Below are 24,917 nucleotides of genomic sequence, written 5' to 3'. Positions count from 1 at the left end.
CGGGGTTCCAGGGGCCACCCTTCAATCTCGTGGACCGAGCCAGGCTCAGTCGTCGTTGTGAGCTGCGAGCAGCTTCTCCATCAGCTCGACGGCAGCATCCGGGATGACGGTACCAGGCGGGTAGATGGCGGCCGCGCCGTCGTCGACGAGCTCCTGGAAGTCCTGGGTCGGGATGACACCACCGACAACGATCATGATGTCGGAGCGGCCGAGCTTGTCCAGTTCCTTGCGCAGGGCCGGCACCAGGGTGAGGTGTCCGGCTGCCAGCGAGGAGACACCGACGACGTGGACGTCGCCCTCAACAGCCTGTCGAGCGGTCTCCTCGGGGGTCTGGAACAGCGGGCCGACATCGACGTCCATGCCGAGGTCGGCATAGGCGGTCGCGACGACCTTCTGGCCACGGTCGTGACCGTCCTGGCCCATCTTCGCGATCATGATGCGCGGACGACGGCCTTCCTTCTCCTCGAACTGCTTGATGAGTTCGTGGACCTTCTTGCTCGACTCGGTGCTTCCGGCTGCCTTGCTGTACACACCCTCAATGGTACGAATCTGAGCGGTGTAGCGCCCGAATACCTTCTCCAGTGCGTCGGACATCTCGCCGACGGAGGCGTTGGCGCGACCAGCGTCGATGCACAGCTTGAGCAGGTTGCGGTCGGGATCGCTCGGGTCAGGGTTGGCAGCAGCCCAGGTGATCTTCTCCAGGGCGGCCTGGCAGGCCTCCTCGTCACGGTTGGCACGCAGCTGCTCCAGCTTGGCCTTCTGCTCCTTGAGCACCTGGGTGTTGTCGACCTTGAGGACCTCGAGGGGCTCCTCCTCGTCGAGACGGTACTTGTTGACGCCGATGAGGGGCTGACGGCCAGAGTCGATACGAGCCTGGGTACGAGCAGCGGCCTCCTCGATACGCATCTTCGGGATGCCCTTCTCGATGGCCTTGGCCATGCCGCCGGCCTTCTCGACCTCCTGGATGTGGCCCCAGGCCTTGCGAGCCAGCTCGAGGGTGAGCTTCTCGACGTAGGCCGAACCGCTCCACGGATCAATGACGCGGCAGGTGCCCGACTCCTGCTGGATGAACAGCTGGGTGTTACGAGCAATACGGGCGGAGAAGTCAGTCGGCAGGGCGATGGCCTCGTCGAGGGAGTTGGTGTGCAAGGACTGGGTGTGTCCCTGGGTAGCTCCCATGGCCTCCACACAGGTGCGGATGACGTTGTTGTACACGTCCTGAGCGGTCAGCGACCAGCCGGAGGTCTGCGAGTGGGTACGCAGGCTCATCGACTTCGGGTTCTTCGGGTTGAACTGGTGGACCAGCTTGGCCCACAGCATGCGGGCCGCGCGCATCTTGGCAACCTCCATGAAGAAGTTGGTGCCAATGGCCCAGAAGAAGGACAGACGCGGTGCGAACTGGTCAACCTTCAGCCCCACCGACTCGCCAGCGCGGATGTAGTCAACGCCGTCAGCCAGGGTGTAGGCCATCTCGATGTCGGCGGTCGCGCCGGCCTCCTGCATGTGGTAGCCGGAGATCGAGATGGAGTTCCACTTCGGCATGTTCGCGCTGGTGTAGGCGAAGATGTCAGAGATGATCCGCATCGAGGGCAGCGGCGGGTAGATGTACGTGTTACGAACCATGAACTCCTTGAGGATGTCGTTCTGGATCGTTCCGGCGAGCTGCTCGGGCTTGGCGCCCTGCTCCTCGGCAGTCACAACGTACAGGGCGAGAATCGGCAGCACGGCGCCGTTCATCGTCATGGACACCGACATGCGGTCCAGCGGAATACCCGCGAAGAGCTCGCGCATGTCCAGGATGGAGTCCACAGCCACACCGGCCATGCCGACGTCGCCGGGAACACGCGGGTTGTCGGAGTCGTAGCCGCGGTGGGTCGGCAGGTCGAAGGCGACCGACAGACCCTTCTGGCCAGCGGCCAGGTTGCGGCGGTAGAACGCGTTGGACTCCTTGGCGGTGGAGAATCCGGCGTACTGACGAATCGTCCACGGACGGAAGGCGTACATGGTGGCGTACGGGCCGTGGGTGAACGGAGGCAGACCGGCGTAGGTGTCCAGCCAGTCCATGTCGGCGTAGACGTCCTCGGAGTACAGGTGGCCAACCGGAATCTGCTCCGGAGTGGCCCAGGCCTCCTGCTCACCAGCGGCCGCGGCCAGCTTGGCGAACTGCTCCTGCGCGTCGGCAGGGACCGGAGAGTCTCCGAGGTTGATGGAATCGAAACGAGGCAGGGTGGTCACTTGGCAACTCCCAACGTGTCCAGAGTGGTGGTCAGGGCGTCAACGACGTCCATCCCGAGGTAGATGCGCCCGTCGATGACCTTCTCGGCCTCGGCAGCGTCATCACCGAATTCCTTGAAGGCACCCGACAGGTAGACCAGCTTCGCGCCGGCCTCCTTGAGGGCCTTGGCGACCTCGAGGCCCTGGGCCGCATAGGTCTTGGCGTTCGAGCACAGGTCGGCGACCTCGGCACCGGACTCCTTGAAGGCCTTGACGACCTCTTCGGTGGTGCCTCCCTCGCACTCGGGGGTCTCCATGCCGGCGATGTGCCACACCGGGGCGGAGAATCCCTCGCGGGGTCCGAAGTCACGACGGGTTCCCAGGCAGGCCAGGAAGACCTTCGGACGTTCGGGGCAGGTGGCGGAACGATCGACGAGAGCCTCGAAGACCTCGGCGTCGCGGTGCCACTCCAGACCCTTACGCTCGGCAACCTCGGGGTACGGCTTGGTCTCGACGCTCTTGGCGTCAAGCAGCGGGAACTCACTGACGGCCGTGATCGGCTGCTTACGGGTGGCCAGACGCTTGGCACGCTCGGTGTTGAGCGTGTCGAGTTCGGCTCGGACGTGGTCGCCGGTGAGGGCCGCGACCATGCCACCGGCGGCCTCGACAGCCTGGAACTGGGCCCAAGCAGCATCTTCCAGCTTCTTGGTCAGGGCCTCAACGTAGAAGGAGCCACCGGCCGGGTCATTGACGCGACCGATGTTGGACTCCTCGGCGAGGATGATGCCGGTGTTGCGGGCGATACGGCGCGAGAAGTCGCTCTTCGGCAAGCCGATGGCAGCGTCGAAGGGCAGCGTCGTGACGGCCTCGGCGCCACCAACAGCAGCGCCGAAGGTCGAGATGGTGCCGCGCAGGATGTTGACGTAGGGATCGTCACGGGTCAGTTCGCGCCAGCTGGTGACGGCCTCCTGACGGGCACCACGCTTGGCGGCCGGCACCTCGAAGACTTCACCGACGCGGTTCCACAGGGTGCGCAGGGCGCGCAGACGGCAGATGGTCAGGAACTGATCGTGGGTGGCGGTCACCCGGAAGTTGATGGCGTCGAAGGCCTGCTCGGCGGTCAGTCCCTGCTCGATGAGAGCGCGGACGTACTCGACACCGGTGGCGATGGCCCAGGCGAGCTCGTGGATGTCGCCGGCACCAGCGTTGTGGTAAATCGTGGAGTCAACGACGAAGGCGCGGGAGTTCTTGTAGTTCTCGGTCTTCTTGACCCACTCGGCCATGGTGGACAGATCCGGGGTGCCACCGTTGAGGGCAGCAAAGCCGATCGGGTCCAGACCGAGGTTGAACGACAGCTTGTCGGGCTCAATCTTGGAATCGGCGTACACCTTGAGGAGGGCCTCGGCGGCAGCCTCCTGGTCGTCGCGGCTGGAGACCTCGACCTTGGCCAGGTCCAGCAGCACGTCCTTGAGGTCGCCGGCAATGTCCTCGGGCTTGATGGCGTCGGCACCGACGCGCAGCCACAGGGACGTCACGCCACGCTCGAGGTCGGCGATGACGGCCTTCTTGGTGAACTCGACGTCGGGATCCTCGTGAAGGGCTCGAACATCCCATGCGTCCATGCTGCCGGTACGGATCGTGGTGCCTCGGGTGAAGGGCGGCACGCCCGGTGCGCCGAGCTCTTCGCGAGAATCCGGGAGCCGATACATCGGCTCGATCTTGATGCCATCGACCGTCGTCGGCTCGAGGCGCTTCATTCCCTGCTCGATGTTGAGTTCCTTGCCCTCGGGGCGACCCCGATTCAAGACCTTGAGGACCGCGTCCTCCCACTCTTCGTGGGTGACCTTCGGGAAGTCCCCGGCCAGGCTCAACTCCTCGGGCATCCTGTCCTCGACGGAGGTGGATGCGAGGTTGTCAGGATCAGTCATTCGTCAGACTCCTGCTCCGCTGTGGATGGTTGGACGACCTCGGCCGGCCCTCGAGACCTCGGACGCTGTGACACACGCGGAGTGCACCACATACTCTGGCAGGTATTCGGACTCGTGGGCACCTCGTCTGCCGACGAGTCCTACGTCACCGCTTCCCAGGCCGGAGCCCAGTGCTTGATCGACGTCCCACCGGTCCGAGGACCAGTGGAGCGACGATGGTGATGTCGTTCCCACTCACCGCTGCGGGGCAGTTCCGGAGTTTCACCGGATTCCCTCTTACCGCCTTGAGACCCCGAATCGGGATTTCTCGGCACCAGCACTACCGATACTAGGCCGCGCACGATCGACTGCGCACGCTGGGGGTACATGTGCACGATCGTGCGAGATGTGCGTGAACGGCCTCTCACCGTGCATTTCGAACCTGAGGGGTTCGAGGTCGGGCAGCGACGGAGTCAATCCAGTCACGCAGGTCGGCGTGGACATGTCGACGGTTGACCTCGTTGAGGATTTCGTGGCGCGCCCCAGGGTAAACGACGAGGTTGACATCGTGTACACCCGCGTCGCGCAGTTGACGCGCCACCTGGCGAACTCCCCTTCCGGAATCGCCTACCGGATCCTTGGCCCCTGACATCAGCAGAATGGGCAGAGTCGGCGGAGTCGCCCGGAAGACCTCGGTGGAATTGGCGAGCTCAATAAGTCGGACGAGTTCGCGGTAGAAGGCTGCGGTGCACACGAAGCCGCACAGCGGGTCATGGATGTAGGCGTCCACGACGCGGACGTCGCGGGACAACCAGTCGTAGTCGGTGCGAGCCGGCTGGAAGGCCCGGTTGAAGGACCCGAAGGACAGGGTGTTGAGCAACGGGCTGCGGGAATCCTCCCCCACCATGAGCACCTGGGCCTGGGCCAGTCCAGTAGCGACGGCGCTCAACGGCCCCAAGGAGAAGCCGGTACCGATGGCGACCAGACCGGCCATCTCGCGCCCGCGACGAGCGGCCAGCACACGGGCGAGGAACGACCCCATCGAGTGCCCGACGAGGAACCACGGCTTGCCCTCCACCTCGGCCAGGAAGTGGTCGGCGACGGCGGACAGATCGTCGAGCAGTTGGTGGTAACCACGATCAGGGGTGGTTCCGAGCTCGCCGGTGGCCGCGGCGCGCGCCCCATGGCCACGGTGGTCATTGGCCACGACGAGCCATCCGTCGCCGGCAAGCAACCGGGCGATCTGGTCATAGCGAGCCGCGTACTCGGCCATGCCGTGACACAACTGCACCAATCCCTTGGTAGGGCGCCCTGACGCAGCCTCGGGGCGCCAGACAAGGACGTCGATGTCGGCTCCGTCGTCGGCAGTGATGGTGATGGTGTCCATAGTTCCTCCCCGAGGTCGTGAGTACAGCATATTGACCTTCCACTGCCAGGTTTTCGACACCGCGCAAAAGTCCACCCTTATCGCCGTGATCCTGCATCTGACGACCGTCACCAAACCGACCAATGAGCCTCTACGGGGTCGTCACCATCTCGTAAAGTCGCCGATCTAAACTCGTGGGAACCCACCGAAAGGACCTCCCGTGAAAATCGCCGTCGCAGGACTGGGCTATGTCGGCATGGCCAATGCCGTGTTGCTGGCCCAGCACAACAGTGTCGTCGCCATTGACATCGACGCCGAAAGGGTCGAAGCGGTCAACAACAGACACACGACGATCGTCGATCCCCTCATCGAGGAGTACCTGGCCCACCACGAGCTGAACCTCAAGGCCACCACCGAGCCGCGTGAGGCCTATGACGGTGCCGACTTCGTCATCGTCGCCACCCCGACGAACTACGACCCCCATCAGAATTATTTCGACACCTCGAGCGTGGACGCAGTACTCGACCTCGTCCAGCAGCTCGCACCCGAGGCGACGATCGTGGTCAAGTCGACGATTCCGGTGGGTTTCGTCGAGGGGGTTCGCGCGCAGCGTCCCGGGCTTGACATCATCTTCTCCCCGGAGTTCCTCCGTGAGGGCAAGGCCCTCTACGACAACCTTCATCCGTCACGGATCGTCGTCGGGTCGGACTCGGCCAAGGCACACCTGTTTGCCGACCTCATGACCGCCGGGGCCCTCGACACCGACATCCCAACCCTCTTCGTCGGGGCCACCGAGGCCGAGGCCATCAAGCTGTTCGCCAACACCTACCTGGCGATGCGGGTCTCCTTCTTCAACGAGCTCGACACCTATGCCTCCCAGCGCGGGCTGTCGACCCGCCAGGTCATCGACGGCGTCTGTCTTGACCCGCGCATCGGCGACCACTACAACAACCCGTCCTTTGGTTACGGCGGTTACTGTCTGCCCAAGGACACCCGTCAGCTGCTGGCCAACTACCAGGACGTCCCCCAGACCCTCATCCAGGCCATCGTCGACTCGAACACGGTGCGCAAGGACTTCATCGCCTCCGACATCATCGCCAAGGATCCGAAGCGAGTGGGAATCTTCCGTCTGGTCATGAAGGCAGGGTCGGACAACTTCCGCTCCTCGTCGATCCAGGGTGTCATGAAGCGCATCAAGGCCAAGGGCATCGAGGTCATCGTCTACGAGCCGACCTTTGAGGGCGACGAGTTCTTCCGCTCGAAGGTCACCCGTGATCTCGACGCCTTCAAGGCCGACTGCGACGTCATCATCGCCAATCGGATGTCCCCGGAGCTGGCCGACGTCGCCGAGAAGGTCTACACCCGAGACATCTTCGGCGGTGACTGAGTCTCAGGCTCGGCTGGACCAGATGACCTGGCCGGCTTCGCGGATGAGAGCCGAGCAGCCATCGCGCACATCGAGCTCGACGATGAGGGGTTCGGTTCCGGGGACCCCACTGCGATAGACGTAGCGCTCGTTGGTGAGGTCGAGGGACTCGGTGACAGCGTCGACGAGCCAGGGGTGTCGACGCCGTAGACCGAGCAGATCCTGGTGGGCGCGCAGGGTTTCGGCACCGAGGTCCGACAATTGCGCTGGGCTGGGCGGGAAGACCGGCCGGATGTCGTCGTCCCCTCCGAACCGTTCCTCCTTGATGCCGCGATATGCCAATTCGTCGCCGTAGTAGATGAGCGGGATGCCGCCGATGGTGGCCAGCACTGCCGTCGCGACGATCACACCATCCTGCCCCACCTTCGAGGCAATGCGGGTGACGTCGTGGTTCCCGACGAAGGTCATCGGGGTGAAGGAGGCGCAGAACTCGTTGTGACGGCCAAGAGCGTGGTCGAGTTCGAAGAAGTTTCGGGACTCGATGGACGACCAGATGGCCTTCCACAGTTCGTACTGGGTCACCGAGTCCATGCCGGACGCCTTGACGATTCCGGCGTAATCGCCATGGATGACCTCTCCGAAAATCCATACGTCGGGGTGCTTGTCACGCACCGAAGGCAGGACCGCGGCCCAGAACTCCGGATTGACACAGTAGGCCGCGTCCAGACGCCAGCCATCGACGCCACGGTCACACCAATGGTTCATGACCCGGGTAACGAGGTCGCGCACGCCCGGGTCGTCGTGGTTGAGGGTGACGAGGTCGCCGTGGCCCTCGAAGACGTCGAGCTGGCCGTCACGCCAGCGGACCATGCGTCCGGCCTCAGAGTCCGGGCCGGCAGCCAGGGCATCCTGCACGACCGGATGGCGACGTGAGACGTGGTTGAACACCCCGTCAAGGAGCACCGACAGACCACGGAAGTGGGCGGCGGCTAGGAGATGGTCGACGTCAGCGTTGTCACCAAGACGCGGGTCAATGGTGAAGTAATCCAAGGTGTCGTAACCGTGGCCAGCCGACACAAAGATCGGCCCCAGGGCCAGGCCAGAGCACCCGAGAGAGACAGCGTGATCGAGCCAGGCCTCCACGTGCGAGAGACGATGGCTCACCTCAGAGGACTCGAGTCGCATGGGAGCTCCCACGAATCCCAGGGGATAGACGTGCCAACCGATGAGATGATCAACCCATCCGGGACGTCGCGCCATGATGCCTCCGTTCGCCGTTGCCGCAGCCGGTCGACTGCAACCCTTCCATCATGTCAGTCGTGGTCGAGGCCTGCGGCGAAAAGGGGCTGCATGAGGCGCAGCGGTGACGATGAACTCGGTGCCTTGACAGGAGTACCCGGTGATGAGGAAGACCCTCCGTGGCCGGCAGGAACGTCCCGACATGCAGTCGGGACGCCCCCGAAAATGAGCTGAGTCAGGCCTGCTTGGCGGCCTCGAGAGCAGCGTCGTAATCAGGCTCAGTGGTGATCTCGTCGACCAGCTGGGTGTAGGTCACCCTGCCTTCGGCGTCTGCGACGATGACAGCACGGGCCAGCAGATGCTGCATCGGGCTGTCAGCGAGGGTGACACCGAGATCCTTACCGAAGTGGGAACGGAAGGCCGAGGCGACGACGACGTTCTCGATACCCTCAGCCCCGCAGAAACGGGCCTGAGCGAAGGGAAGGTCACGGGAAACGCACAGCACGATGGTGTCGTCGAGCCCGGCAGCCTTCTCGTTGAAGGTACGCACGCTCGTCGCGCAGACACCAGTGTCGATGCTCGGGAAGATGTTGAGGACGAGCTTCTTGCCCTTGAGCTCGTCGCTGGTCAGCTCCGACAGATCAGGCTTGACAAGGGTGAACGGCGGAAGATCGGATCCGACCTGAGGCAGGTCGGCGACGGTGTTGACGGTTTGTCCCTTAAGAGCAGTAGTGGCCATATTCACACTCTATGCGGATGAGGGGACTGACGCCGAGGGTCCGGACGGCTTTCAGTCCCCAGTGAACAGCTCTGGGGCCCTATCCAGGGCCCGCACAGAACTCATCACTTGGCAACATCCCCTAGCTAAACCGCGTAAGCTGAGACGGTGCTCAAGGCACGTTGACACCAGCACCGTCCGGGCGGCAATGCCGTTGTTGCCTGTTCGTGCGCGGACCCATGTCAGACGGGCCGATGTCAAAGAGGAACGGCATCATCAGGCCGTAGCACCATATCGGTGAGAAAGGACTCGCTGTGCACCATTCACTCGCGCGTTGGCGACGGACACTAGTCAGCATCGGAGCAGTGTGCGCTCTCGCTCTCAGCGTCGCATCGCCCGTCAGCGCCCATGAACCCCCACCTTCGGACTGGAAAATGCAGGTATCTGGAAAAATGGCTGCTTCTAATCCGGCTCACCTCAACCTCCTTCCCCTGCCTGCCTCTGCCAAGTTCGCTGATGACGGGGCTTCTTACACAATCCCTGCCGGAGCCTGTGTCAGTGCGCCAGAGCAGTTCACGCCGGCGATCGATATTCTTCGGGCCAATATTGGCAAGGCCTACGGTTTGACGCTGCTACGCGGACATGACTGCCCAATCACCATGACCAAGGACGATTCCCTTGGAACAGGCGCACAGCGAGGAGAGGCCTATCAACTCTCAGTGACCAAGACCGGTATCACCATCAAAGCCGCTGGCACCCGCGCCGCTATCTGGGCGGTGCAGACCCTCACCCAGATGCTGGGGCCATGGGCACAGGCTCCAACCACACTTGCCGCCTCCCCCACTTTGCCGCAGGTGTTCATTACCGACCAGCCGCGCTACAGCTGGCGTGGTCTCATGATCGACCCGGTTCGCTCTTTCATCCCGGTCGACGAGGTGAAACGCATCATCAACGACATGAGCGCGGTGAAACTCAATACTCTTCATCTGCATCTGAGCGATGATCAGGGCTGGCGTGTCGAGATTGACAACGAGGGCAAGGCTGCCGACGACACCATCGATTACGCACAGCTCACCGAACGTTCTGGGGTAACCTCCTACATGGCCGGCCACTCGAAATTAGCGCCCTCTGCTGGGCGTACTGGCTACTACACGAAGGCGGAGTTTATCGACCTCGTGGATTATGCCGCCCGCCACGGCGTCGGAATCGTGCCAGAAATCGACGGCCCTGGTCACGCCAATGCCATGTTGCATGCCATCGCTGAACTTAACTCATCCGGTTCTTATCCCAAACCCGCAAGCGGCGAGGATCGCGTGCGCGCTTACCAGGAGGATGATCGCACCACCCTGGACCCGGGTAACGAAGCCACCTACACCTTCCTTTCTCACGTGGTATCACGCCTGAACTCTTACATCGACGAAGGAGTGGCCCGCTCGGGTGTTCCGGAAGTACGGGTGCCCGTTTTCCACATTGGTGGCGACGAGGCCTCGAAGACAGCCAAGGAGCCCTACCAGTCGTACATGAAGCGAGTGTCGGACATGCTCACCGCGAATCATCACGCGGCCATCGTCTGGAACGAGGCACTTCAGCCGGCCCAGGACGCCAGCGCTCAGCTACCCGATGGCAGCTACGTCCAGCACTGGACCGCCGATGAGCCCAACCAGGGTGGACGTCTGGCGAACTTTATTTCCTCGAAGCATGCCAAGGTCATCATGTCCCACGTGAAGCATGCTTATCTGCCGCAAAAGCCTTCAGCTGACTTGCCCGGCCCGAGCTGGGCGTGCGGCGAGAACGGCTGCACCATCGAGAGTTTCTACAACTGGGATCCAACTCAGATGTCGGGCGTAGCAGAGGAGAACGTAGCCGGCGTGGAAGCCGCGCTGTGGAATGAGCACATGCGCACCGAACACGACCAACAGTCGGTCATGTTCCCGCGCCTGGAAGCAACCGCAGAGGTGGCGTGGACCCCGCAGTCCGAGCGATCTTTCACTGATTTCAAGATGCGTGAGTCGCTGCGCTCGACCGTTCATCTCACTCGCGGCACGTCCTTCCACCTCGACGCGCTCATATCCCCCTGGGCATCGTCCTATGCACCTGTCGAGGTGGATTACGCCCTGCCGGGGCGTCATCTCGTGGGCCTGCTCGCTCTGCCAGGTGCCACTCAAGCACCGACCAACCTGCAGGGCACCCTCACGCCGGTGACGGAAAAACACGACACGGCAACAGGATTGACCCCGGTGCCAGTCGCCGTCACAACCGAGATGCCCACGGCTTATCACTTCACTGACCAGGGTCGCACGACCGGTCGTGTCATGAATTCCCTCATTCGCGTGTACGCCACGATTCCCGAGGGCACTCCCCCGGGCGTCTACCGCCTGTCGTTGAGCACACCAGAACCACTGAACGTATCGGATCGCACTGCTCCGCTCAGCCTTTCCGGTGATCAATTCGTGACAGTTGCGGCACCCCCGCCAGCGCAACCCGACAACCCGGCCAACCCCGGAGAAACGGGCACCGGAAACGACGGCCATTCACCGGCTTCCGGCAAGCATGGCACTACTGGTGGTGGGACTGACCCCGGCGTGATCCACGTCACAGGCCATTCGAAGAGTCATGGAACGACTGGTACACACGCCTCGCAGCTTCCACACTCCGGTGCGTAGTGCCAGCCCAGATGGGAACACCGCACGTGGTCGGGCGACAGCGCGACCTGTGCGGTGTTGCCGGCTGTGCAACGACGGGATCAGGAAGGATCGACCAGATCAATGTCGACCATGATCTCAGTGGTCACGGATTCCAGTTCCGAGCGGAGGTCCTCAACAGTCGTCGCGTTGGTGATGCGACATTGCACCTGAGCCTCGAAGAGGATGCCGTCACCCATCGGCGCCTCACGCAGGCCCGTGGACAGGTCGTCAATGGTGACGCCGAGACGAGCCATCGTTGCCGTCACCGCGTGAATGATCCCGGGATGATCGTGGCCGACGAGATGAACCACCAGGAGGGCCTCGTCACTGTCGTGGTGTGGGGTGGTGTCGGTGACGGTGACACGAAGACCCTTGGCTTCGAGGTGTGACAGGTCAACCTTGAGGGGCTCAACCTCGTCCTCGTCGATATCGACGAGGACGATTCCGGCGAAAGCACCGGCGAGACGTGCCATGCGGCTCTCGAGCCAGTTGCCGTCATGGCTGGCGACAATTTCAGACAAGTCGGAGACAAGTCCGGCGCGGTCCGCGCCGACCGCGGTCAGAAGGAGCTGCGACATGGCACGAGTCTACGTGGCTTGAGTCACCACTGTGCCCGGGTGGTCGCGGTAGGTCCGTCGAACTCTGTGAATCCGGCATCAATAACCCTCACTCGGGCCCCGTCAGCGTCCCAATGCTCGAGGGTCGGGGTCACGACGCGGACGCGGAACCCGTCACGGCGCCACTCCTCCAGTGCGCGCCGGTCATCATCGTTGCCAGTAGTCATCGCCTCATGAGCAAGTTGGGCGGCGTGGCCGCACTGGGCACAAGCCTTGCCGGTCGTCATCTCAATGCGAGGATTCACCTCAATGGTGACCACAGCATCCGATGTGGCGGAAAGACCGTCAGTAGGAAGGTTCGTGCCGGAGACCTGAAGCTTGTCTATCGGCTTGGGCTGGGGACGCACAGGGGCAGGGACGAAGGCTCGCACCATGGCTGGGCCGGTTCGGGGAGCAGCGTCGGCCGGTGGATCCTGACTGACGGTGACCCCGTCAAGAGCCTGGACGTCGTCCCATCTCTTCCCGGAAGCTCGCCGGACGATCTTGCGTATGCGCTTGTCGGACCACTGCTGGACGGCGTCGTGCCACGGCCCTCCTGGTTGCGTTCGAGGGTCGTCAAGCAGAAAGACGACGGCACGGGCAGCCGCCTCGCAGGCATCAACCTGGCGAGCGGGGTGGATTCTGTCGCGAAGCAGTACCAATTGCATCGCCCAGGGATCGGGTTCGTGTTCGGGTGTGGTCACTCGTGGCAGGCTACTCGCCAGTCTTTCATCAAGAACAGGGGCGGTCGGCTTGACGGATGAATATCTGCGAGACTCGTCGGTGTGAAGAGCATCATCTGGGATATGGGAGGAACACTGGTCGACACCTACCCGCAGGTCGACCAGACACTCGCGGAGGTCGTGTGGCCCGAACCGACCGAGGAGCAGTTGTCTGAAGTTGCCCGGCTCAGGTCCGAGTCGATTGCCCACGCCATCGAGGTCTTGGCACAACGCTATGACGTCTCCTCCGAGCTGCTCGAGGATGCCTACACCTTGTTGAAAAAGAAGTGGGTGCACGATCCTGCCCCACTCATGGCTGGAGCAGCAGAGGTCATGACGGCCGTGCGGCGCGGTGGTGGCCTCAACCTGGTCGCCACTCATCGTGATCGCACCAGCGCCGAGAACCTCTTCCATGCCCTAGGAGTGCAGGTGGACGACCTCGTGTGCGCCCCTGACGGTTTCGCCCGCAAGCCAGACCCCCAGATGAACACGGTGCTCATGGAGCGTCACGGACTCAGCCCGTCCGAGGTCATTGCCGTGGGCGATCGTCCCATTGACATCGACGCTGCTCAAGCCGCCGGGATCGAGGGATTCCTACTGTCTTCCGAGCCTTACCCGAACACCACAACGATCAGCGGTTTGACGCAGTTGCTCGATCGTCTGTGACAGCGAACGGATCACGGTCGGGGTCTGTCTGTACCTCCAACTCGACCTCCTGAAGCACCCTCTCGGCGGTCTCCTTGCCTTCCAGATACTCGATGAGGGCAGCCGTCATGTCCATGCCCGCAGCAACACCTGAGGAGGTCCACCGGTCACGGTCGTGCACCCATCGTGCTCGTGGTTCCCACCTGACGTCCTGGCCGTGGGAGGACGCCCATGCGTAGGCCATCTTGTTCGAGGTCGCCCGGTAGCCTTCCAGCAGGCCAGCCGCAGCCAACATCGCGGAACCCGTACACACCGACGAGATGATGGATGCGGGAGCCGCCCATCCACGCAGCCGGGCCAGGAAGGCGTGATCGGCAACCAGGGATCGCGTCCCCGGTCCGCCTGGAACCAGAACGATGTCGCAGCCGACGCAGGAATCCGTGCCCTCGGTGGCCATGACCGTCGCCCCCTGACTGCTGCGAACCGGGCCGGGTTCGACCGCACAGAACGTCACCTCGTACCGGTCCGACAACCGACTCCACAGTTCGACCGGGCCGAAGACGTCGAGAAGTTCAAAGCCGTCGAAAAGGAGGACACCGATCTGTCGACTCATGGGGCAAGGGTATCTGCACAGCAGGCGTGTCCCAGCGATTACATGATCGGTATTCGAGTGTTTACCCCAGCGCCATCGCGTCCATTCGGCGATGAATGACAGTCCGGCTCTGAATACCCCAAACGCCTTGCTCTCCAGGAGTTCACTGATGATTGCTGTCTGCCGCAGGATGCTCGTCAGGAGAACCTACTAGGAGGACTGGTCGGGGCTGCTTGCCGCTGCTCAGCTCGAGGTCAGCTCCCACCACCATTGGGGTGGAGAAGGCCGACAGTAATATCATGCAGCTTGGCACACTGAGTCGTGCGATAACCGCGTGCCACCTTGTCTCGAAGGATTTCCCATGTCAAAGACGTCCTCAGCCGCCAGTCACGGTGCCACCGCCCATTCTCGTCGTAAGCCGAAGGGATTTGGCGTCAAGGGAGCACTGAGCTTCCTCCTGATCGGGGTTCTCCTCGGCGGAGGCGTCATCATGTGGGGATCCCATCGGAGTTGGCCCGGGTTCGGCGACGTCGCCGGAACTTCTGAGAAGACGACGGATCGACGCGTCGTGGAGTCCATGGAGCTCAAGGGAGACGTCATCTTGCTCAGTATGAGGATGGAGGGCATCCTGCAGAAGGACCAGGCCAGGACCCTCGGTGGCCATGAGATCTGGGGCACCACGAAGACCCAGTTCATTCAGTACGGCTATGACGCTCAGCTCGGTGTTGACGGCCAGGCCGTCAAGGTCAAGCGCGAGGACCCGACCCACATCACGGTGACGGTACCGCCGTTCAAGTTCATCGGCCACAGCAACGAGGAGTTCAAGAAGGCCGCCGAGAACGATGGCGCCCTGAGCTTCGTGACTGCCGACATCGACACAGCGAAGGCCATCACGGAGGTCCTGAATCCTGCCACCGAGCAGCAGCAAGTCAAGGAAAACGGCAAGACCCTCAAGGCTCAGTGCGAGAAGTTCTACCGCGGCATAGCGGAAGGTATTGACCCCAACGTCAAGATCAAGTTCGTGTACAAGAACGCCAGCTGACGGATGCTGACGCGGTGGACGGCCGCAGCTTGGACCTCGGGGTAGCCTTGAAGCATGTTCTGCAAGTGCTCACACAAATCCTCTGACAAGGCCGCACACGCTCATCACACCGCTCGTCTCTTGACGGCGCTGTGTGCCGGAGCCGGGACCTTGCACTTCCTCAAGCCGGAACCCTTCGACAGCATCATTCCCCCCGAGATCCCGGGCGAACCACGCTCCTGGACGTACGGATCCGGCGCTGCCGAACTTGCGACGGCGGCCCTGTTGGCCTGTCCGCGCACTCGCAGCCTGGGAGGACGTGCCGCTGCAGCTCTGTTCGTCGCCGTGTTCCCCGGCAACCTCGAGATGGCGCGTCAGTGGCGTGACCGCGAGCCCAAGTGGCAGGTGATCTCCCTGGGGCGGCTGCCGCTGCAGGCCCTGCTGATCAAACAGGCCCGGGAAGTAGCGGAGAACTGCTGAGGACGTCGCACCAGACACCACGCCGTTGCCAGAAGGGGTCGTGACAGACGTCATCCCCGAGGAATGAACGATACGGCTGCCAACTGGTGCGAACCGGCATGTGGTCGGCCGGGTAGGCCCGCTTTACGACAGAGCCTGCGAGGCCTCGACCGCTATACCGCCATCGGCTGTCGAGTACACGGTGGCATTGACTCCATAGACCTCGCGAAGCATGTCCTGCGTGATGACATCACGAGGGTCGCCCACCGAGTGAACGCGACCGCAGGACAGGACCACCACCTGGTCACTGAAACGGGCCACCTGCCCCAGATCATGGACGGTCATGATGACCGCGGCGGGGATGTCCTTGGCCGCTTGCCGGATGCGATCCAACAGCAACAGCTGATTTCGCAGGTCGAGCGCACTCGTGGGCTCGTCAAGCAGGAGGGCTGACGGTCTGCGAATCACCGCCTGAGCGAAACTCACCAATTGTCGCTGCCCTCCCGACAGCTGCGCCATGGTGCGCGCGGCCAGTGGACCCAGGCCCAACACCTCGATGACCTCGGAGACATCCCGGAGGGCGGCGGATGTGACGCGCAAACCACACAGTCCTTTAAAGGCCTGCTGGCGAGCGACCATGACGCTCTCAAACACGGTCAGTGAGCTCGCCGGTGGAGGGTCCTGCGGCAAATACAGGACCCGATCCGTGGCGACGTCACCACCACATTTTTCCAGTCCCGCGATGCAGCGCAGCAGCGTCGACTTGCCAGCACCGTTGGGGCCGATCAGCGACGTGATGGTGCCTGCGTCCATGTCGGGAAGGGTGATGCCGGTCAACACGGGGTCCTGCGCGCGACCGTACGAAAAGTCGATCCCGCGCACACGAATCGCCGGCGCATGGACCGGAGCCGACATCACGTCCCGACTGGAGTGGCCGGATGGCGCCGCACCGGCCTCGATCGTCGCAGAGTCTGAACCTAAGAGGCCCACAGCGTCCCCCTCTTACTGGTGATGATCAGGACGTAGACGGGCACACCGACGATCGCGGTGATGATCCCGACGGGAAGAATCACCCCGGGTTGGATGATCTTCGAGACGGCGGACGCACCGACGAGGAGCAGAGATCCCGCGATGGCCGAGGTCGTCAAGAAGTAACGCTGATCCTCACCGACGATCATCCGCGCGACGTGGGGCCCGACGAGCCCGATGAACCCGATGGTTCCGGCCATGGCGACGGCAGTAGCGGCTATGAACGAGACGACGAGCAGAGTGACGGTCCGCATCGCGTCGACGTGCACGCCGAGCGCGCGGGCGCGATCATCGCCCATCCGAAAAGCAGTAAGGCTCCACGCGTTGCGATAGAAGAACACCAGACCCGCGACCGTCACGACGGACAGCAGCGCGATTTGGGGCCAGGTTGCGCGCGTGAGGCTGCCCATCGTCCAGAACACCACCTGCTCGAGCTGAGTCTCGGAGGCCAGGTACTGCATGAGAGCCAGGAGCGCATCGAAGAAGAAGACGATGGCGATGCCGAGCAAGATCATGGTTTCCGCACCGGGTCCGCGGAATCGGGAGAACAACAGGATGATTCCGCACGCCAGCATCGCAAAAAGCCACGCGGTGCCCGCCATGCCCAGCGCTGCGCCGATGTCGGTCGCCGTGAACCCGGAGACGGTTGCCAGTGCGGCGCCGAAGCCGGCGGCGGCGGACACGCCCAGGGTGTAGGGCTCTGCCAGTGGGTTGCCGAGAATCGTCTGCATCTGGGACCCGGCAGCCGCGAGAGCCCCTCCGACAAGCACCGCGGTGACAGTCATGGGCAAGCGAATATCGAAGACAATCTCGTGATCTATGGGACGAGACTGCGCCGGATGCATCACCGTGGCCAGAACGTCTCGAGCTGGCATCGAGCCGCCACCGAGGAGGAAATCCACGAGGGATACGGCGACCAGGAGGACGACAAGGCCCACGATAATCCCCGTCTTGCGGCGTCCCCTGAGTCGGTACCACTGCGCGGTTGCGCTGGCGCTGCCCTCCGCGGCTGCGCCGACCATCCGGGTGCCGCCGTCAGCGCTCGTCATGGTCATTTCAGACCTGTCCAGAACGTGCCGGTCGCCTCGACGGGCAGGAACTTGTCATGCAGTTCGCGGACCTCCGCGTCCGGATCGATGTCGGAAAACAGCTCCGGATGCATCGCCTTGGCAAACATCTCCACGGCAAGGTAGTTGTACGGCGAGTCGTAGTAGTGATGCCACGCGGCATAGATTCGCTTATTCGCAACAGCGTTGGTCTTTCGCACGGCGGCCTGCTTGTCGACGACCGCTCGCAGGTCACGCGCGGCGGCCTCCGGGGACTCGTCGTAGCCCAGCGGGACATACGCGCCGGACTTGACCGGGGTCTTGCCCTGGGCCCAGTCCGCGCCGGTGGCGATGATGACCTGCGGGTTCTGGCCAGCGAGAGCCTCGGGGGACACCTGGCCCTGCTTCGCCTTGATCATGCTGTCACCCAGATTGTCCCCGCCGGCCAGATTGACAATTTGCGCGAGGTTGGACTTGGCGAAGGTGGAGCAGCAGTCGAAATATCCGGGAGCGCGCCACAGGAACGTGGGCGTGCGCCTGGCCTTCGCCTTCTTCAGACGCGAGGTCACCGTCGAGACCTTGGATTCGTAGTATGTGATGAACTCTTCGGCCTTGTCCTCGCGATTCAGGAGTTTGCCCATGAGACGGATGCTCGGGACGGTGTTTTTCACGGGGTCGATGAAGTAGTCGACGGCCACCGTCGGCACCCCGGCCTTCTCGAGCCCGTCGATGATTCCGGCGTCCTTGGCGGCGTCAAAGACGCCCGCGTTCACCACGAAGACATCGGGACGCGACTCGAGAGCCTGCTCGAGGGACATCGTGTTGTTGTAGATCTCGCCAGTCGTGGGGATAGTGCTAATTGCCGGGAACTCCTTCGAGTACCGCTTGTAGGTGGCGAGGTCGTTTTCCTTGAGGTCTTCTGGCCAAGCGACGATCTTGTCCGTCGGATTGTCTGGGTTGAGCAGGGCTGTGGTGTACAGCATCTTCTGGCCTCCCATGAGGATGCGATCGACATCCCGAGGAACCTCGACCTTCCGGCCCAACGCGTCCGTCACCGTCTCGGTCGGCTTCGTTTGCGCCGCACCCTCCGTGTGCCCGCTCGTGCACGCAGAGAGGAATACGACAGCCGCCATAACAAGGGCGACGAGGGCTGTGAATGTCCTCGACCGGCGAGGCAAGGGGGACGCGATAGTGGTCATGCTATGTCTTCTTTCAGTAGCGGTGGCGGATTTGCTGACCCTCTGGAAGGAGTCAAGAAACGTCGACTGGGAAGCAGGGGCAATGAGTGTTCAGGAGGCTGCCACCACCGCCTCGCTGGGTTGGTCGAGCTGCGAGATACGGATCGTGAGGGTACGGGCGAGGAGGATGGCGGTCGTCCCAAACCCCAGGATCAGACCAATCCACACGCCGTAGGCATCCCAGCGGGCTACCAGCCCCAGGAGGACCACAGCCGGGACTCCAACCGCCCAGTAACCCCACAGGGTTGCCTTAAGTCCAGAGGTGGTGTCCTTGAGGCCGCGAAGCAGGCCGACCAGGACGTTCTGACTGCCCTTGGCGAATTGTTGGAGCACAGCGATGCACAGCAACACCGTGGCGATACGAAGGGTGTCCCGGGACGCGCCGCCGAGAAAGAGCTTCACGACGAACGAACCCAGGGTGAGCCAGATCACAGCGATGAGGCTGAGATATGCCCACACGGACAGCAAAACCCTCCGCGTCACCAGCGACACAATGTCGCGGCCTTGGCCCTTGACTCCGCTGACGAGCACGGATCCACCGTGGGAGAAGCCGATGCACACCTGGTAGACGATGTAGGCGAGTTGGTTGACCACCATGTGCGCAGCCAGCGCCACGGGTCCGACGACCCCCATGACCAGACCGGCGATGGTGGTGATCGCGGCCTCTGACCCGTAGGTGAGGGACACCGGGATTCCGAGTCTCACCAGTTCGCGGATGGCAGCCATATCCCCCTTGCGGGGGATGAAGGCGAACAGCTGGCCCAGTTCACTGTCGCGGCGCAGCGTCCAGGCGAAGGCACACAGGGTGAACACCTGAACGAACGCGGTGGATGCGCCAATGCCGGCCGTGCCCCAAGCCGCGGACCACCCCAGAGCCGAGACAGCCCACAGGAAGAAGGCGTTGGCGCCGGCGTTCACCCCGATGGAGATGAGCGTGACCACGAGCAATGAGCCGGGTCGTCGCATTCCCACGGCGAACTGTCTGAGGACATTGAGCCAGACCATGGGCAACAGACCGGGACCCAGGGTGAGCGTCATCGCGAAGGTGAGATGTGCGACGTGCTGATCCACCGGGAGGACGAGCACGAGTGCCCCGAGCGCGATGACGAGGACGGCGCCCAGGATGGCCGAGGCAGTTCCCACCGCCATGCCACTACGCACTGCCCGGCGGACCTCGTGGGCCACCTGTCCGTCGCGCTCCCCTCGCTTCCACGGCACGGCCGCCTCTGCGACGAGATTGCCCGCAGCTGTCACCATTCCGACGCACATCGTCCGGATCTGGTTGTAGAACTGCATCGCCAAGCCGCCGCCAGCGATGGCGGCCACGCCCAGGGTTTGCAGCATGAACACGTCCGTCGTCGTCAGAGCTACCCCTGCGAGCTGCACACCGGCGATGGGCAGCGCAAGGGAATAAACCTCGCCGTAGCCGATCGCCTCGCGCTGTTGCGCGACAGTCACGCCGCGTGCCCCAATACAGGCAGGGCTGACGGGGTCAGGTGTCTGTGACGCAGTTGGTACACGGGGATCTCTCTTTGTCGACGGACGCCCGGGGCCGCCCACGTGGGGGGCATCGGAACACAACGGAACGGTTTTTAGGCAACCCTTACCTTTATTGCATCGCTACCGTACACCGAAGGCTGCTGACCCTTCCACAGTCGATGCCATGGTCATGGACAGATTCGCCACAGGCACAACGGATGCCGACATCCGGTGAAGAACTCAACCAACCTCTCCGGTCATTACATCCAGGTTTAAGCCGACTCCTTGCCCCCAACCACCACTCTGAATACACTGTATTCAGAACCGTGAGAGGAGAACCCCATGAGCACCATGACAGTGCGCATGAACGAACAAGACGCCGAACTCGTCCGCAAGTTCGCCCAGTTCGAGGGCGTCACGATCTCAGATTTCGCCCGCACGGCAATCCTGGAGAAGATCGAGGATTCCTGCGACCTACAGGAGCTGCGCGAGGCGATTGCGCAGGACACCGGCGAGCGATTCACCATCGACGAGATCCTCACCGAACTCACCTGATGGCCATTCAGACCAGCCGATACCGTGTCGAGCTGACCGCGAGGGCGCGCAAGCAGCTGAAGAAGATGGACCGGTTCGACGCCAAGATCCTCGCCGCGTGGATCAAGAACAACCTCGACGGATGCGCCGATCCACGCGCCTTCGGCAAAGGGCTCACCGCGAACCATTCAGGCGAATGGCGCTACCGCGTGGGCTCCTATCGGATCCTCGCACTCATCCACGACAACGTCGCCACGATCGAAGTCTTCTCCATCGGGCGCCGCGACAAGGTCTACGACGACTGAGTCACTATTCGTTGAAGCGGAACTCGACCACGGCCCGGGCAGAACTAGCGTGATCCGGGCTCAACGCACCACGACCGAAGCGATGTGGCAACGTCATCTAGAGCAGCCCGACCACTCGCCACGGCGATGACGAGGTCGTATGCGTCGTCGGCCGGGGCCTCCAACCATTGAGGTCCGAGAACACCACCGTCGCCAACCAGCCCAACTGCTTGTTGCCGTCCACCAGCGCACGATTGTTCACCAGAGAGTCCAGGAGAGCCGCAGCCTTGGACTCTAGCGTTGGGTAGGCGTCACTACCCCACAATGACGTTCGTGGACGCGCCGCCGCAGATTCGTGCAAACCGACGTCACCGATCGGGCCAACGCCCAGGTCCTCAACCGTAAGGAAAACCGTCATCGACCCAGCCGATCAAGGATATCGGCGTGTCGAACCCGCACCCGCGCCGAGGCCTCAGCCACATCCTTCGTGTGCCCCCTGCGCGCCGCCACCTCATAGATCGCGCGAATCGTCGCCTCCTGACGTCGGACGGCTGCCGGACTGAAAGTCCCTGAGTCCAGGAACCGTGGAGCATCACGGAGCACCCCCGACGAAAGGATCGGCGTCCACACTCATCCGATCACTACAAATCACACTGCAAAACTTGAAGTGTGATTTGTAGTGTGAGGTCACGGGGTGGAGTGCAGCCCCACTATGTACACGTCGTCGCCACGTCGAGCCAACGTGTCGAAATTTCCCAATAATTTCGACACGTTCTGCGCATATGGTTACGCTATCGACATGTGGAACCACCCCGACCGGCCGTTCCAGGACCTCCCAGCGCTGCCACCATCAGTTGACGTCGAAACCCCGGCCGTGCTCAAAGCGACGATCACTGCCAGCCGGGCACTCGCTCGACTCGACGGGGCTTACAACCGACTTCCCGATCCCACGATGCTCATCAATCTGATCCCACTCATGGAGGCTCAGGCCTCGAGCGAGATCGAGAACATCGTCACTACCAACGACGAACTGTTCAAGGCCGCAAACGGCGCCCTCCAGGACATGACTCCTCAAGTCAAGGAAGCACTCCGGTATCGCGAGGCGCTGCGCGCAGGCCACGAGTCTCTGGCTGCGAGGCCCATCACCACCCAGACCGCGATTGACGTCTGCTCACGCATTCAAGGACGGCCAGCGGCGATCCGAAATCAACCTGGCACGTACATCGGCAACGCGAGCACGGGTGCGCATATCTACACGCCACCCGAGGGCCAACACGTCATTCTTGACCACTTGTCAGCGTGGGAGAGGTTCTTACACGACGACCATGGTCTCGACCCGCTTGTGGCGATGGCGCTCGCGCACTACCAGTTCGAGGCGATCCATCCCTTCTTCGACGGCAACGGACGAACGGGACGCATTCTCAACTTGCTGATGCTCATCGAGACCGGTCTCCTGGAGCTCCCCGTGCTGTATTTGTCTGGCCACATCTTGCGCCACAAGGACACGTACTACGAACGGCTTAACGCCGTCACTCGAGAAGACGCATGGGAACCCTGGCTCCTCTTCATGCTTGCAGGCGTCGAATCCACGGCCACATGGACGCTCGACCTCGTCGAGTCCACAGATTCCATGCGTACCTCACTGCAAGACTCGATCCGCGCACTCGATCCGAAACTCCCAGCGGTGTCCCTGAGCAGGATGCTTTGTTCGCAGCCCTATATGCGCATCGACAACGTCGTTGACGCAGGCTTGGCCCAACGCCAGACTGCCTCACGCTGGCTGACACTGCTGGCCAACTCCGGCCTCATCACCAAGGAGAAGATAGGCCGTCACGTGCTCTTCATCAACACCGAGCTACTCAGCATGCTCTTTCACACGCCTCTGCCGGAGTAAAACGAGTACACAGAAACGGCCTGGTCAGGGTCTAGGGGTTGAGGCTTCAGTCCTGCTCCTCGATCTCCGCACGGGTAGCCACCTTGCGCAGGCCGCCCACGTCGACGTATTCGCCGTCGGGGAAGTACTTCCCCAGCAGGTCGCCTCTGCCGTCAACGGTCTCCACCTCTTCGCCGCGATAGAGCCGGACGATGTTGGCGATGAACTCGATCTGTTCGGCGGTGAAGTCGGTGTGCTCGGTCGATCTGGCGGAAGAGGTGCCGAGCATCAATGAACAGCACGGTGTCTTCTCGATCGCTGCCCACCTTTGCTTTGTCGAGGAACCACAGCGTCACCGGCAAGGTGACGGTGTAGAAGAAGTTCGGCCCGACGGCCACCATCACGTCGACAGCGCCAGACTCGATGAGTTACTGGCGGATGTCTTTCTCCGAGTGCCCGGCATCGCTCGCGGAGTTGGCCATGACGAATCCGGCGCGGCCGTAAGCGCGGCCGCCGGCGAGCTGCGCTGGACCGTGACGCTCGAGCTCGCGGGCGGGCTCATCGTCCTAGCGAGCGACCTCGCCCAACTCTGGGGCGCGCTGTCGCTCAACGGCCCCGTCGCCGCCATCCCCATCTTCGCCTTCGAGATCTGGTTCGCCTTCACCCTTCTCATCCGGGGCCTGCCCCGTCCCGCCCTCGGGTAGCGTCCGCTGGCGAATGACACGGGGGTGATTTAGCAGAATCGGGGGGCGAAGCGCGAGATTTCCCGGTCACGGGCGCGCTCTGGGCGCTCATCATGCGGCGTACCCGAGTGGTTCTGGCTAAGTTGACGTCGAGGTCAGGCAGGTCCCGCGCCGTCCAGGACCGGGTCATCCGCGAAGGAGCCGACGGGTCTGCACCGAACAGATGATCGTCGCGATGCCGAACAGCACCGCCCAGATAACTGTCACAACCATCAGACCCGCCGCACTCTCCGACGGGAAACGGACGGCGACGATGCCCGCGACGATGCCGAGGATGCCCTCGACGAGGCTCCTGTCGGCAAGTTGCTTGGCGAAGCCCCTGATGGGATCAGTGGTGGCGGTCTTGACGCGAATCTAGCTCTGTTCGGGATTGGGGCTTGCCGAAGCAGTCAGAATCAACGCTCCACGACCGAAGCGACGCAGCGGCCTCATCTAGATCAGCCCTACCGCTCGCCACGGCGATGACGAGGTTGTATGCATCGTCGTCCGGGGCTTCCACCCACCAGCCATTGAGGTCCAAGAACACCACTGTCGCCAACCAACCCAACCGCTTGTTGCCGTCCACCAGCGCATGATTGTTCACCAGAGAATCTAGCAGAGCCGCCGCCTTGGACTCTAGCGTTGGGTAGGCGTCACTACCCCACAATGACGTTCGTGGACGCGCCGCCGCAGATTCGAGCAAGCCAACGTCACGGACCGGGCCAACACCCAGGTCCTTGGCCAGGGACAGAAGGTCCTCAACCGTGAGGAAAATCGTCACTTTCCCAGCCGATCGAGAACGTCGCCGTACCGGGCCCGCGCCCGCGCCGCCGCATCGGCGACGTTCTTCGCGTGTCCCCTCCGCGCCGCCACCTCACGGATAGCGCGAACCGTCGCCTCTTGACGACTGACCCCGTCCTCCTCGGCAAGACGCGTCAAGATCTGTTCGTCGTCTTCCGTCAACCGCAATGTCATAGCCATACGACGACGATACCAAAGTGGTATCATAATGGGCGGTCCCGTCGCCGTGTTCGCCTGCCGAGTGCAAGAACGATATCCCGCTACCAAGGCCCCTAGGAGGGGAAGCGCGCAAGAGTCACCGGCTTGTCATGCCCCGCGGAATCAACGTCGGCGTCCACAACCGCGTGCCCATGAAGGACCTCTAGCTGGATTTAGGGGAAGC

Annotated in this window: 26 protein-coding genes, 1 pseudogene and 1 riboswitch; of the genes and pseudogenes, 9 read left to right on the top strand and 18 right to left on the bottom strand. The window is 62.8% G+C overall.

Annotated elements, in window-relative coordinates; translation table 11 throughout:
- Positions 1-45: 45 nt before the first annotated feature.
- The 3 genes from scpA to O6R08_RS02790 form a co-directional block, all read right to left on the bottom strand.
- Positions 46-2,235 (bottom strand): methylmalonyl-CoA mutase, encoded by a 2,190-nt coding sequence (scpA, locus tag O6R08_RS02800; protein WP_271418647.1) that lies wholly within the window; start codon positions 2,233-2,235, stop codon positions 46-48.
- Positions 2,232-4,142 (bottom strand): methylmalonyl-CoA mutase small subunit, encoded by a 1,911-nt coding sequence (gene mutA / locus O6R08_RS02795; RefSeq protein ID WP_271418646.1) that lies wholly within the window; start codon positions 4,140-4,142, stop codon positions 2,232-2,234. The genes scpA and mutA overlap by 4 nt, the downstream gene beginning before the upstream one ends.
- A gap of 80 nt (positions 4,143-4,222) precedes the next feature.
- Positions 4,223-4,475: riboswitch (cobalamin riboswitch) on the bottom strand.
- 70 nt (positions 4,476-4,545) lie between these two features.
- Positions 4,546-5,508, bottom strand: a complete 963-nt coding sequence (locus tag O6R08_RS02790) for an alpha/beta fold hydrolase (RefSeq protein ID WP_271418645.1) — start codon at positions 5,506-5,508, stop codon at positions 4,546-4,548.
- Between the two features lie 235 nt (positions 5,509-5,743).
- Here O6R08_RS02790 and O6R08_RS02785 point away from each other — a divergent pair, with 235 nt between their 5' ends.
- Complete coding sequence (locus O6R08_RS02785; protein ID WP_271419187.1) at positions 5,744-6,874, top strand: nucleotide sugar dehydrogenase; 1,131 nt, start codon at positions 5,744-5,746, stop codon at positions 6,872-6,874.
- A gap of 3 nt (positions 6,875-6,877) precedes the next feature.
- Here the strand turns inward: O6R08_RS02785 and O6R08_RS02780 are convergent, their stop codons facing one another.
- Positions 6,878-8,113, bottom strand: coding sequence for an alpha-amylase family protein (locus O6R08_RS02780; protein WP_271418644.1), 1,236 nt, complete (start codon positions 8,111-8,113; stop codon positions 6,878-6,880).
- Between the two features lie 214 nt (positions 8,114-8,327).
- Positions 8,328-8,831, bottom strand: a complete 504-nt coding sequence (gene tpx / locus O6R08_RS02775) for a thiol peroxidase (protein ID WP_271418643.1) — start codon at positions 8,829-8,831, stop codon at positions 8,328-8,330.
- Between the two features lie 344 nt (positions 8,832-9,175).
- On the opposite strand from tpx, the gene O6R08_RS02770 reads away from it, so the two are divergent.
- Positions 9,176-11,473, top strand: a complete 2,298-nt coding sequence (locus O6R08_RS02770; protein ID WP_271418642.1) for a family 20 glycosylhydrolase — start codon at positions 9,176-9,178, stop codon at positions 11,471-11,473.
- Between the two features lie 80 nt (positions 11,474-11,553).
- Here the strand turns inward: O6R08_RS02770 and O6R08_RS02765 are convergent, their stop codons facing one another.
- Both O6R08_RS02765 and O6R08_RS02760 read right to left on the bottom strand, forming a co-directional pair.
- Positions 11,554-12,072, bottom strand: a complete 519-nt coding sequence (locus O6R08_RS02765) for a glycine cleavage system protein R (RefSeq protein ID WP_271418641.1) — start codon at positions 12,070-12,072, stop codon at positions 11,554-11,556.
- Between the two features lie 23 nt (positions 12,073-12,095).
- A complete protein-coding gene (locus O6R08_RS02760; protein WP_271419186.1) occupies positions 12,096-12,758 on the bottom strand; it encodes a peptidyl-tRNA hydrolase in 663 nt (220 codons plus the stop codon).
- A gap of 117 nt (positions 12,759-12,875) precedes the next feature.
- Between O6R08_RS02760 and O6R08_RS02755 the strand changes: the two genes are divergently transcribed.
- Positions 12,876-13,478: an HAD-IA family hydrolase gene (locus O6R08_RS02755; RefSeq protein ID WP_271418640.1), complete on the top strand. Its 603-nt coding sequence runs from the start codon at positions 12,876-12,878 to the stop codon at positions 13,476-13,478.
- Here the strand turns inward: O6R08_RS02755 and O6R08_RS02750 are convergent.
- Positions 13,444-14,070, bottom strand: a complete 627-nt coding sequence (locus O6R08_RS02750) for a DJ-1/PfpI family protein (protein ID WP_271418639.1) — start codon at positions 14,068-14,070, stop codon at positions 13,444-13,446. The genes O6R08_RS02755 and O6R08_RS02750 overlap by 35 nt on opposite strands.
- 340 nt (positions 14,071-14,410) lie before the next feature.
- On the opposite strand from O6R08_RS02750, the gene O6R08_RS02745 reads away from it, so the two are divergent.
- Both O6R08_RS02745 and O6R08_RS02740 read left to right on the top strand, forming a co-directional pair.
- Positions 14,411-15,091, top strand: coding sequence for a hypothetical protein (locus O6R08_RS02745; RefSeq protein WP_271418638.1), 681 nt, complete (start codon positions 14,411-14,413; stop codon positions 15,089-15,091).
- Between the two features lie 54 nt (positions 15,092-15,145).
- On the top strand, positions 15,146-15,550 hold the full coding sequence (locus O6R08_RS02740; RefSeq protein WP_271418637.1) for a DoxX family protein: 405 nt from the start codon (positions 15,146-15,148) through the stop codon (positions 15,548-15,550).
- A 123-nt stretch (positions 15,551-15,673) separates the two neighbouring features.
- Here O6R08_RS02740 and O6R08_RS02735 read toward each other — a convergent pair whose 3' ends face one another.
- The 4 genes from O6R08_RS02735 to O6R08_RS02720 all read right to left on the bottom strand — a co-directional run bounded on the left by O6R08_RS02735 (position 15,674) and on the right by O6R08_RS02720 (position 20,300).
- Positions 15,674-16,444: an ABC transporter ATP-binding protein gene (locus tag O6R08_RS02735; RefSeq protein WP_271419185.1), complete on the bottom strand. Its 771-nt coding sequence runs from the start codon at positions 16,442-16,444 to the stop codon at positions 15,674-15,676.
- Between the two features lie 62 nt (positions 16,445-16,506).
- Positions 16,507-17,607 carry a FecCD family ABC transporter permease gene (locus O6R08_RS02730; protein WP_271418636.1) on the bottom strand — a complete coding sequence of 367 codons (1,101 nt, stop codon included), beginning with the start codon at positions 17,605-17,607 and terminating at the stop codon, positions 16,507-16,509.
- Positions 17,608-17,609: 2 nt separating this feature from the next.
- A complete protein-coding gene (locus O6R08_RS02725; protein WP_271418635.1) occupies positions 17,610-18,803 on the bottom strand; it encodes an ABC transporter substrate-binding protein in 1,194 nt (397 codons plus the stop codon).
- Between the two features lie 90 nt (positions 18,804-18,893).
- Positions 18,894-20,300 carry an MATE family efflux transporter gene (locus tag O6R08_RS02720; RefSeq protein ID WP_271418634.1) on the bottom strand — a complete coding sequence of 469 codons (1,407 nt, stop codon included), beginning with the start codon at positions 20,298-20,300 and terminating at the stop codon, positions 18,894-18,896.
- Between the two features lie 363 nt (positions 20,301-20,663).
- On the opposite strand from O6R08_RS02720, the gene relB reads away from it, so the two are divergent.
- The gene (gene relB, locus O6R08_RS02715) at positions 20,664-20,876 is read left to right on the top strand and encodes a type II toxin-antitoxin system RelB family antitoxin (RefSeq protein WP_271418633.1); all 213 of its coding nucleotides are present in this window, start codon (positions 20,664-20,666) and stop codon (positions 20,874-20,876) included.
- On the top strand, positions 20,876-21,160 hold the full coding sequence (locus tag O6R08_RS02710) for a type II toxin-antitoxin system RelE family toxin (RefSeq protein WP_271418632.1): 285 nt from the start codon (positions 20,876-20,878) through the stop codon (positions 21,158-21,160). Before relB ends, O6R08_RS02710 begins: the two co-directional genes overlap by 1 nt.
- 97 nt (positions 21,161-21,257) lie before the next feature.
- Here O6R08_RS02710 and O6R08_RS02705 read toward each other — a convergent pair whose 3' ends face one another.
- Positions 21,258-21,557, bottom strand: coding sequence for a type II toxin-antitoxin system death-on-curing family toxin (locus O6R08_RS02705; RefSeq protein WP_271418631.1), 300 nt, complete (start codon positions 21,555-21,557; stop codon positions 21,258-21,260).
- A gap of 381 nt (positions 21,558-21,938) precedes the next feature.
- Between O6R08_RS02705 and O6R08_RS02700 the strand changes: the two genes are divergently transcribed.
- The gene (locus O6R08_RS02700) at positions 21,939-23,033 is read left to right on the top strand and encodes a Fic family protein (RefSeq protein WP_271418630.1); all 1,095 of its coding nucleotides are present in this window, start codon (positions 21,939-21,941) and stop codon (positions 23,031-23,033) included.
- Between the two features lie 46 nt (positions 23,034-23,079).
- Here the strand turns inward: O6R08_RS02700 and O6R08_RS02695 are convergent, their stop codons facing one another.
- Entirely contained in the window at positions 23,080-23,301 is a 222-nt protein-coding gene (locus O6R08_RS02695) for a hypothetical protein (RefSeq protein ID WP_271419409.1), read from the bottom strand.
- A gap of 19 nt (positions 23,302-23,320) precedes the next feature.
- Positions 23,321-23,413 (bottom strand): annotated as a pseudogene (locus tag O6R08_RS02690) (hypothetical protein); the annotation flags it as partial.
- 51 nt (positions 23,414-23,464) lie between these two features.
- On the opposite strand from O6R08_RS02690, the gene O6R08_RS02685 reads away from it, so the two are divergent.
- A complete protein-coding gene (locus tag O6R08_RS02685) occupies positions 23,465-23,716 on the top strand; it encodes a hypothetical protein (RefSeq protein ID WP_271418629.1) in 252 nt (83 codons plus the stop codon).
- A gap of 165 nt (positions 23,717-23,881) precedes the next feature.
- Here the strand turns inward: O6R08_RS02685 and O6R08_RS11405 are convergent, their stop codons facing one another.
- The 3 genes from O6R08_RS11405 to O6R08_RS02675 all read right to left on the bottom strand — a co-directional run bounded on the left by O6R08_RS11405 (position 23,882) and on the right by O6R08_RS02675 (position 24,715).
- Positions 23,882-24,010: a hypothetical protein gene (locus tag O6R08_RS11405; RefSeq protein WP_408640145.1), complete on the bottom strand. Its 129-nt coding sequence runs from the start codon at positions 24,008-24,010 to the stop codon at positions 23,882-23,884.
- A gap of 73 nt (positions 24,011-24,083) precedes the next feature.
- Positions 24,084-24,515 (bottom strand): type II toxin-antitoxin system death-on-curing family toxin, encoded by a 432-nt coding sequence (locus tag O6R08_RS02680; RefSeq protein WP_271418628.1) that lies wholly within the window; start codon positions 24,513-24,515, stop codon positions 24,084-24,086.
- Complete coding sequence (locus tag O6R08_RS02675; RefSeq protein WP_271418627.1) at positions 24,512-24,715, bottom strand: CopG family transcriptional regulator; 204 nt, start codon at positions 24,713-24,715, stop codon at positions 24,512-24,514. The genes O6R08_RS02680 and O6R08_RS02675 overlap by 4 nt, the downstream gene beginning before the upstream one ends.
- Between the last annotated feature and the right edge of the window lie 202 nt (positions 24,716-24,917).

Origin of the sequence: Cutibacterium equinum, assembly GCF_028021195.1 — a bacterium.
Lineage (GTDB): Bacteria > Actinomycetota > Actinomycetes > Propionibacteriales > Propionibacteriaceae > Cutibacterium > Cutibacterium equinum.
The sequence above is the reverse complement of the archived record's forward strand: the minus strand, read 5'-3'. Positions and strand labels throughout refer to the sequence as shown.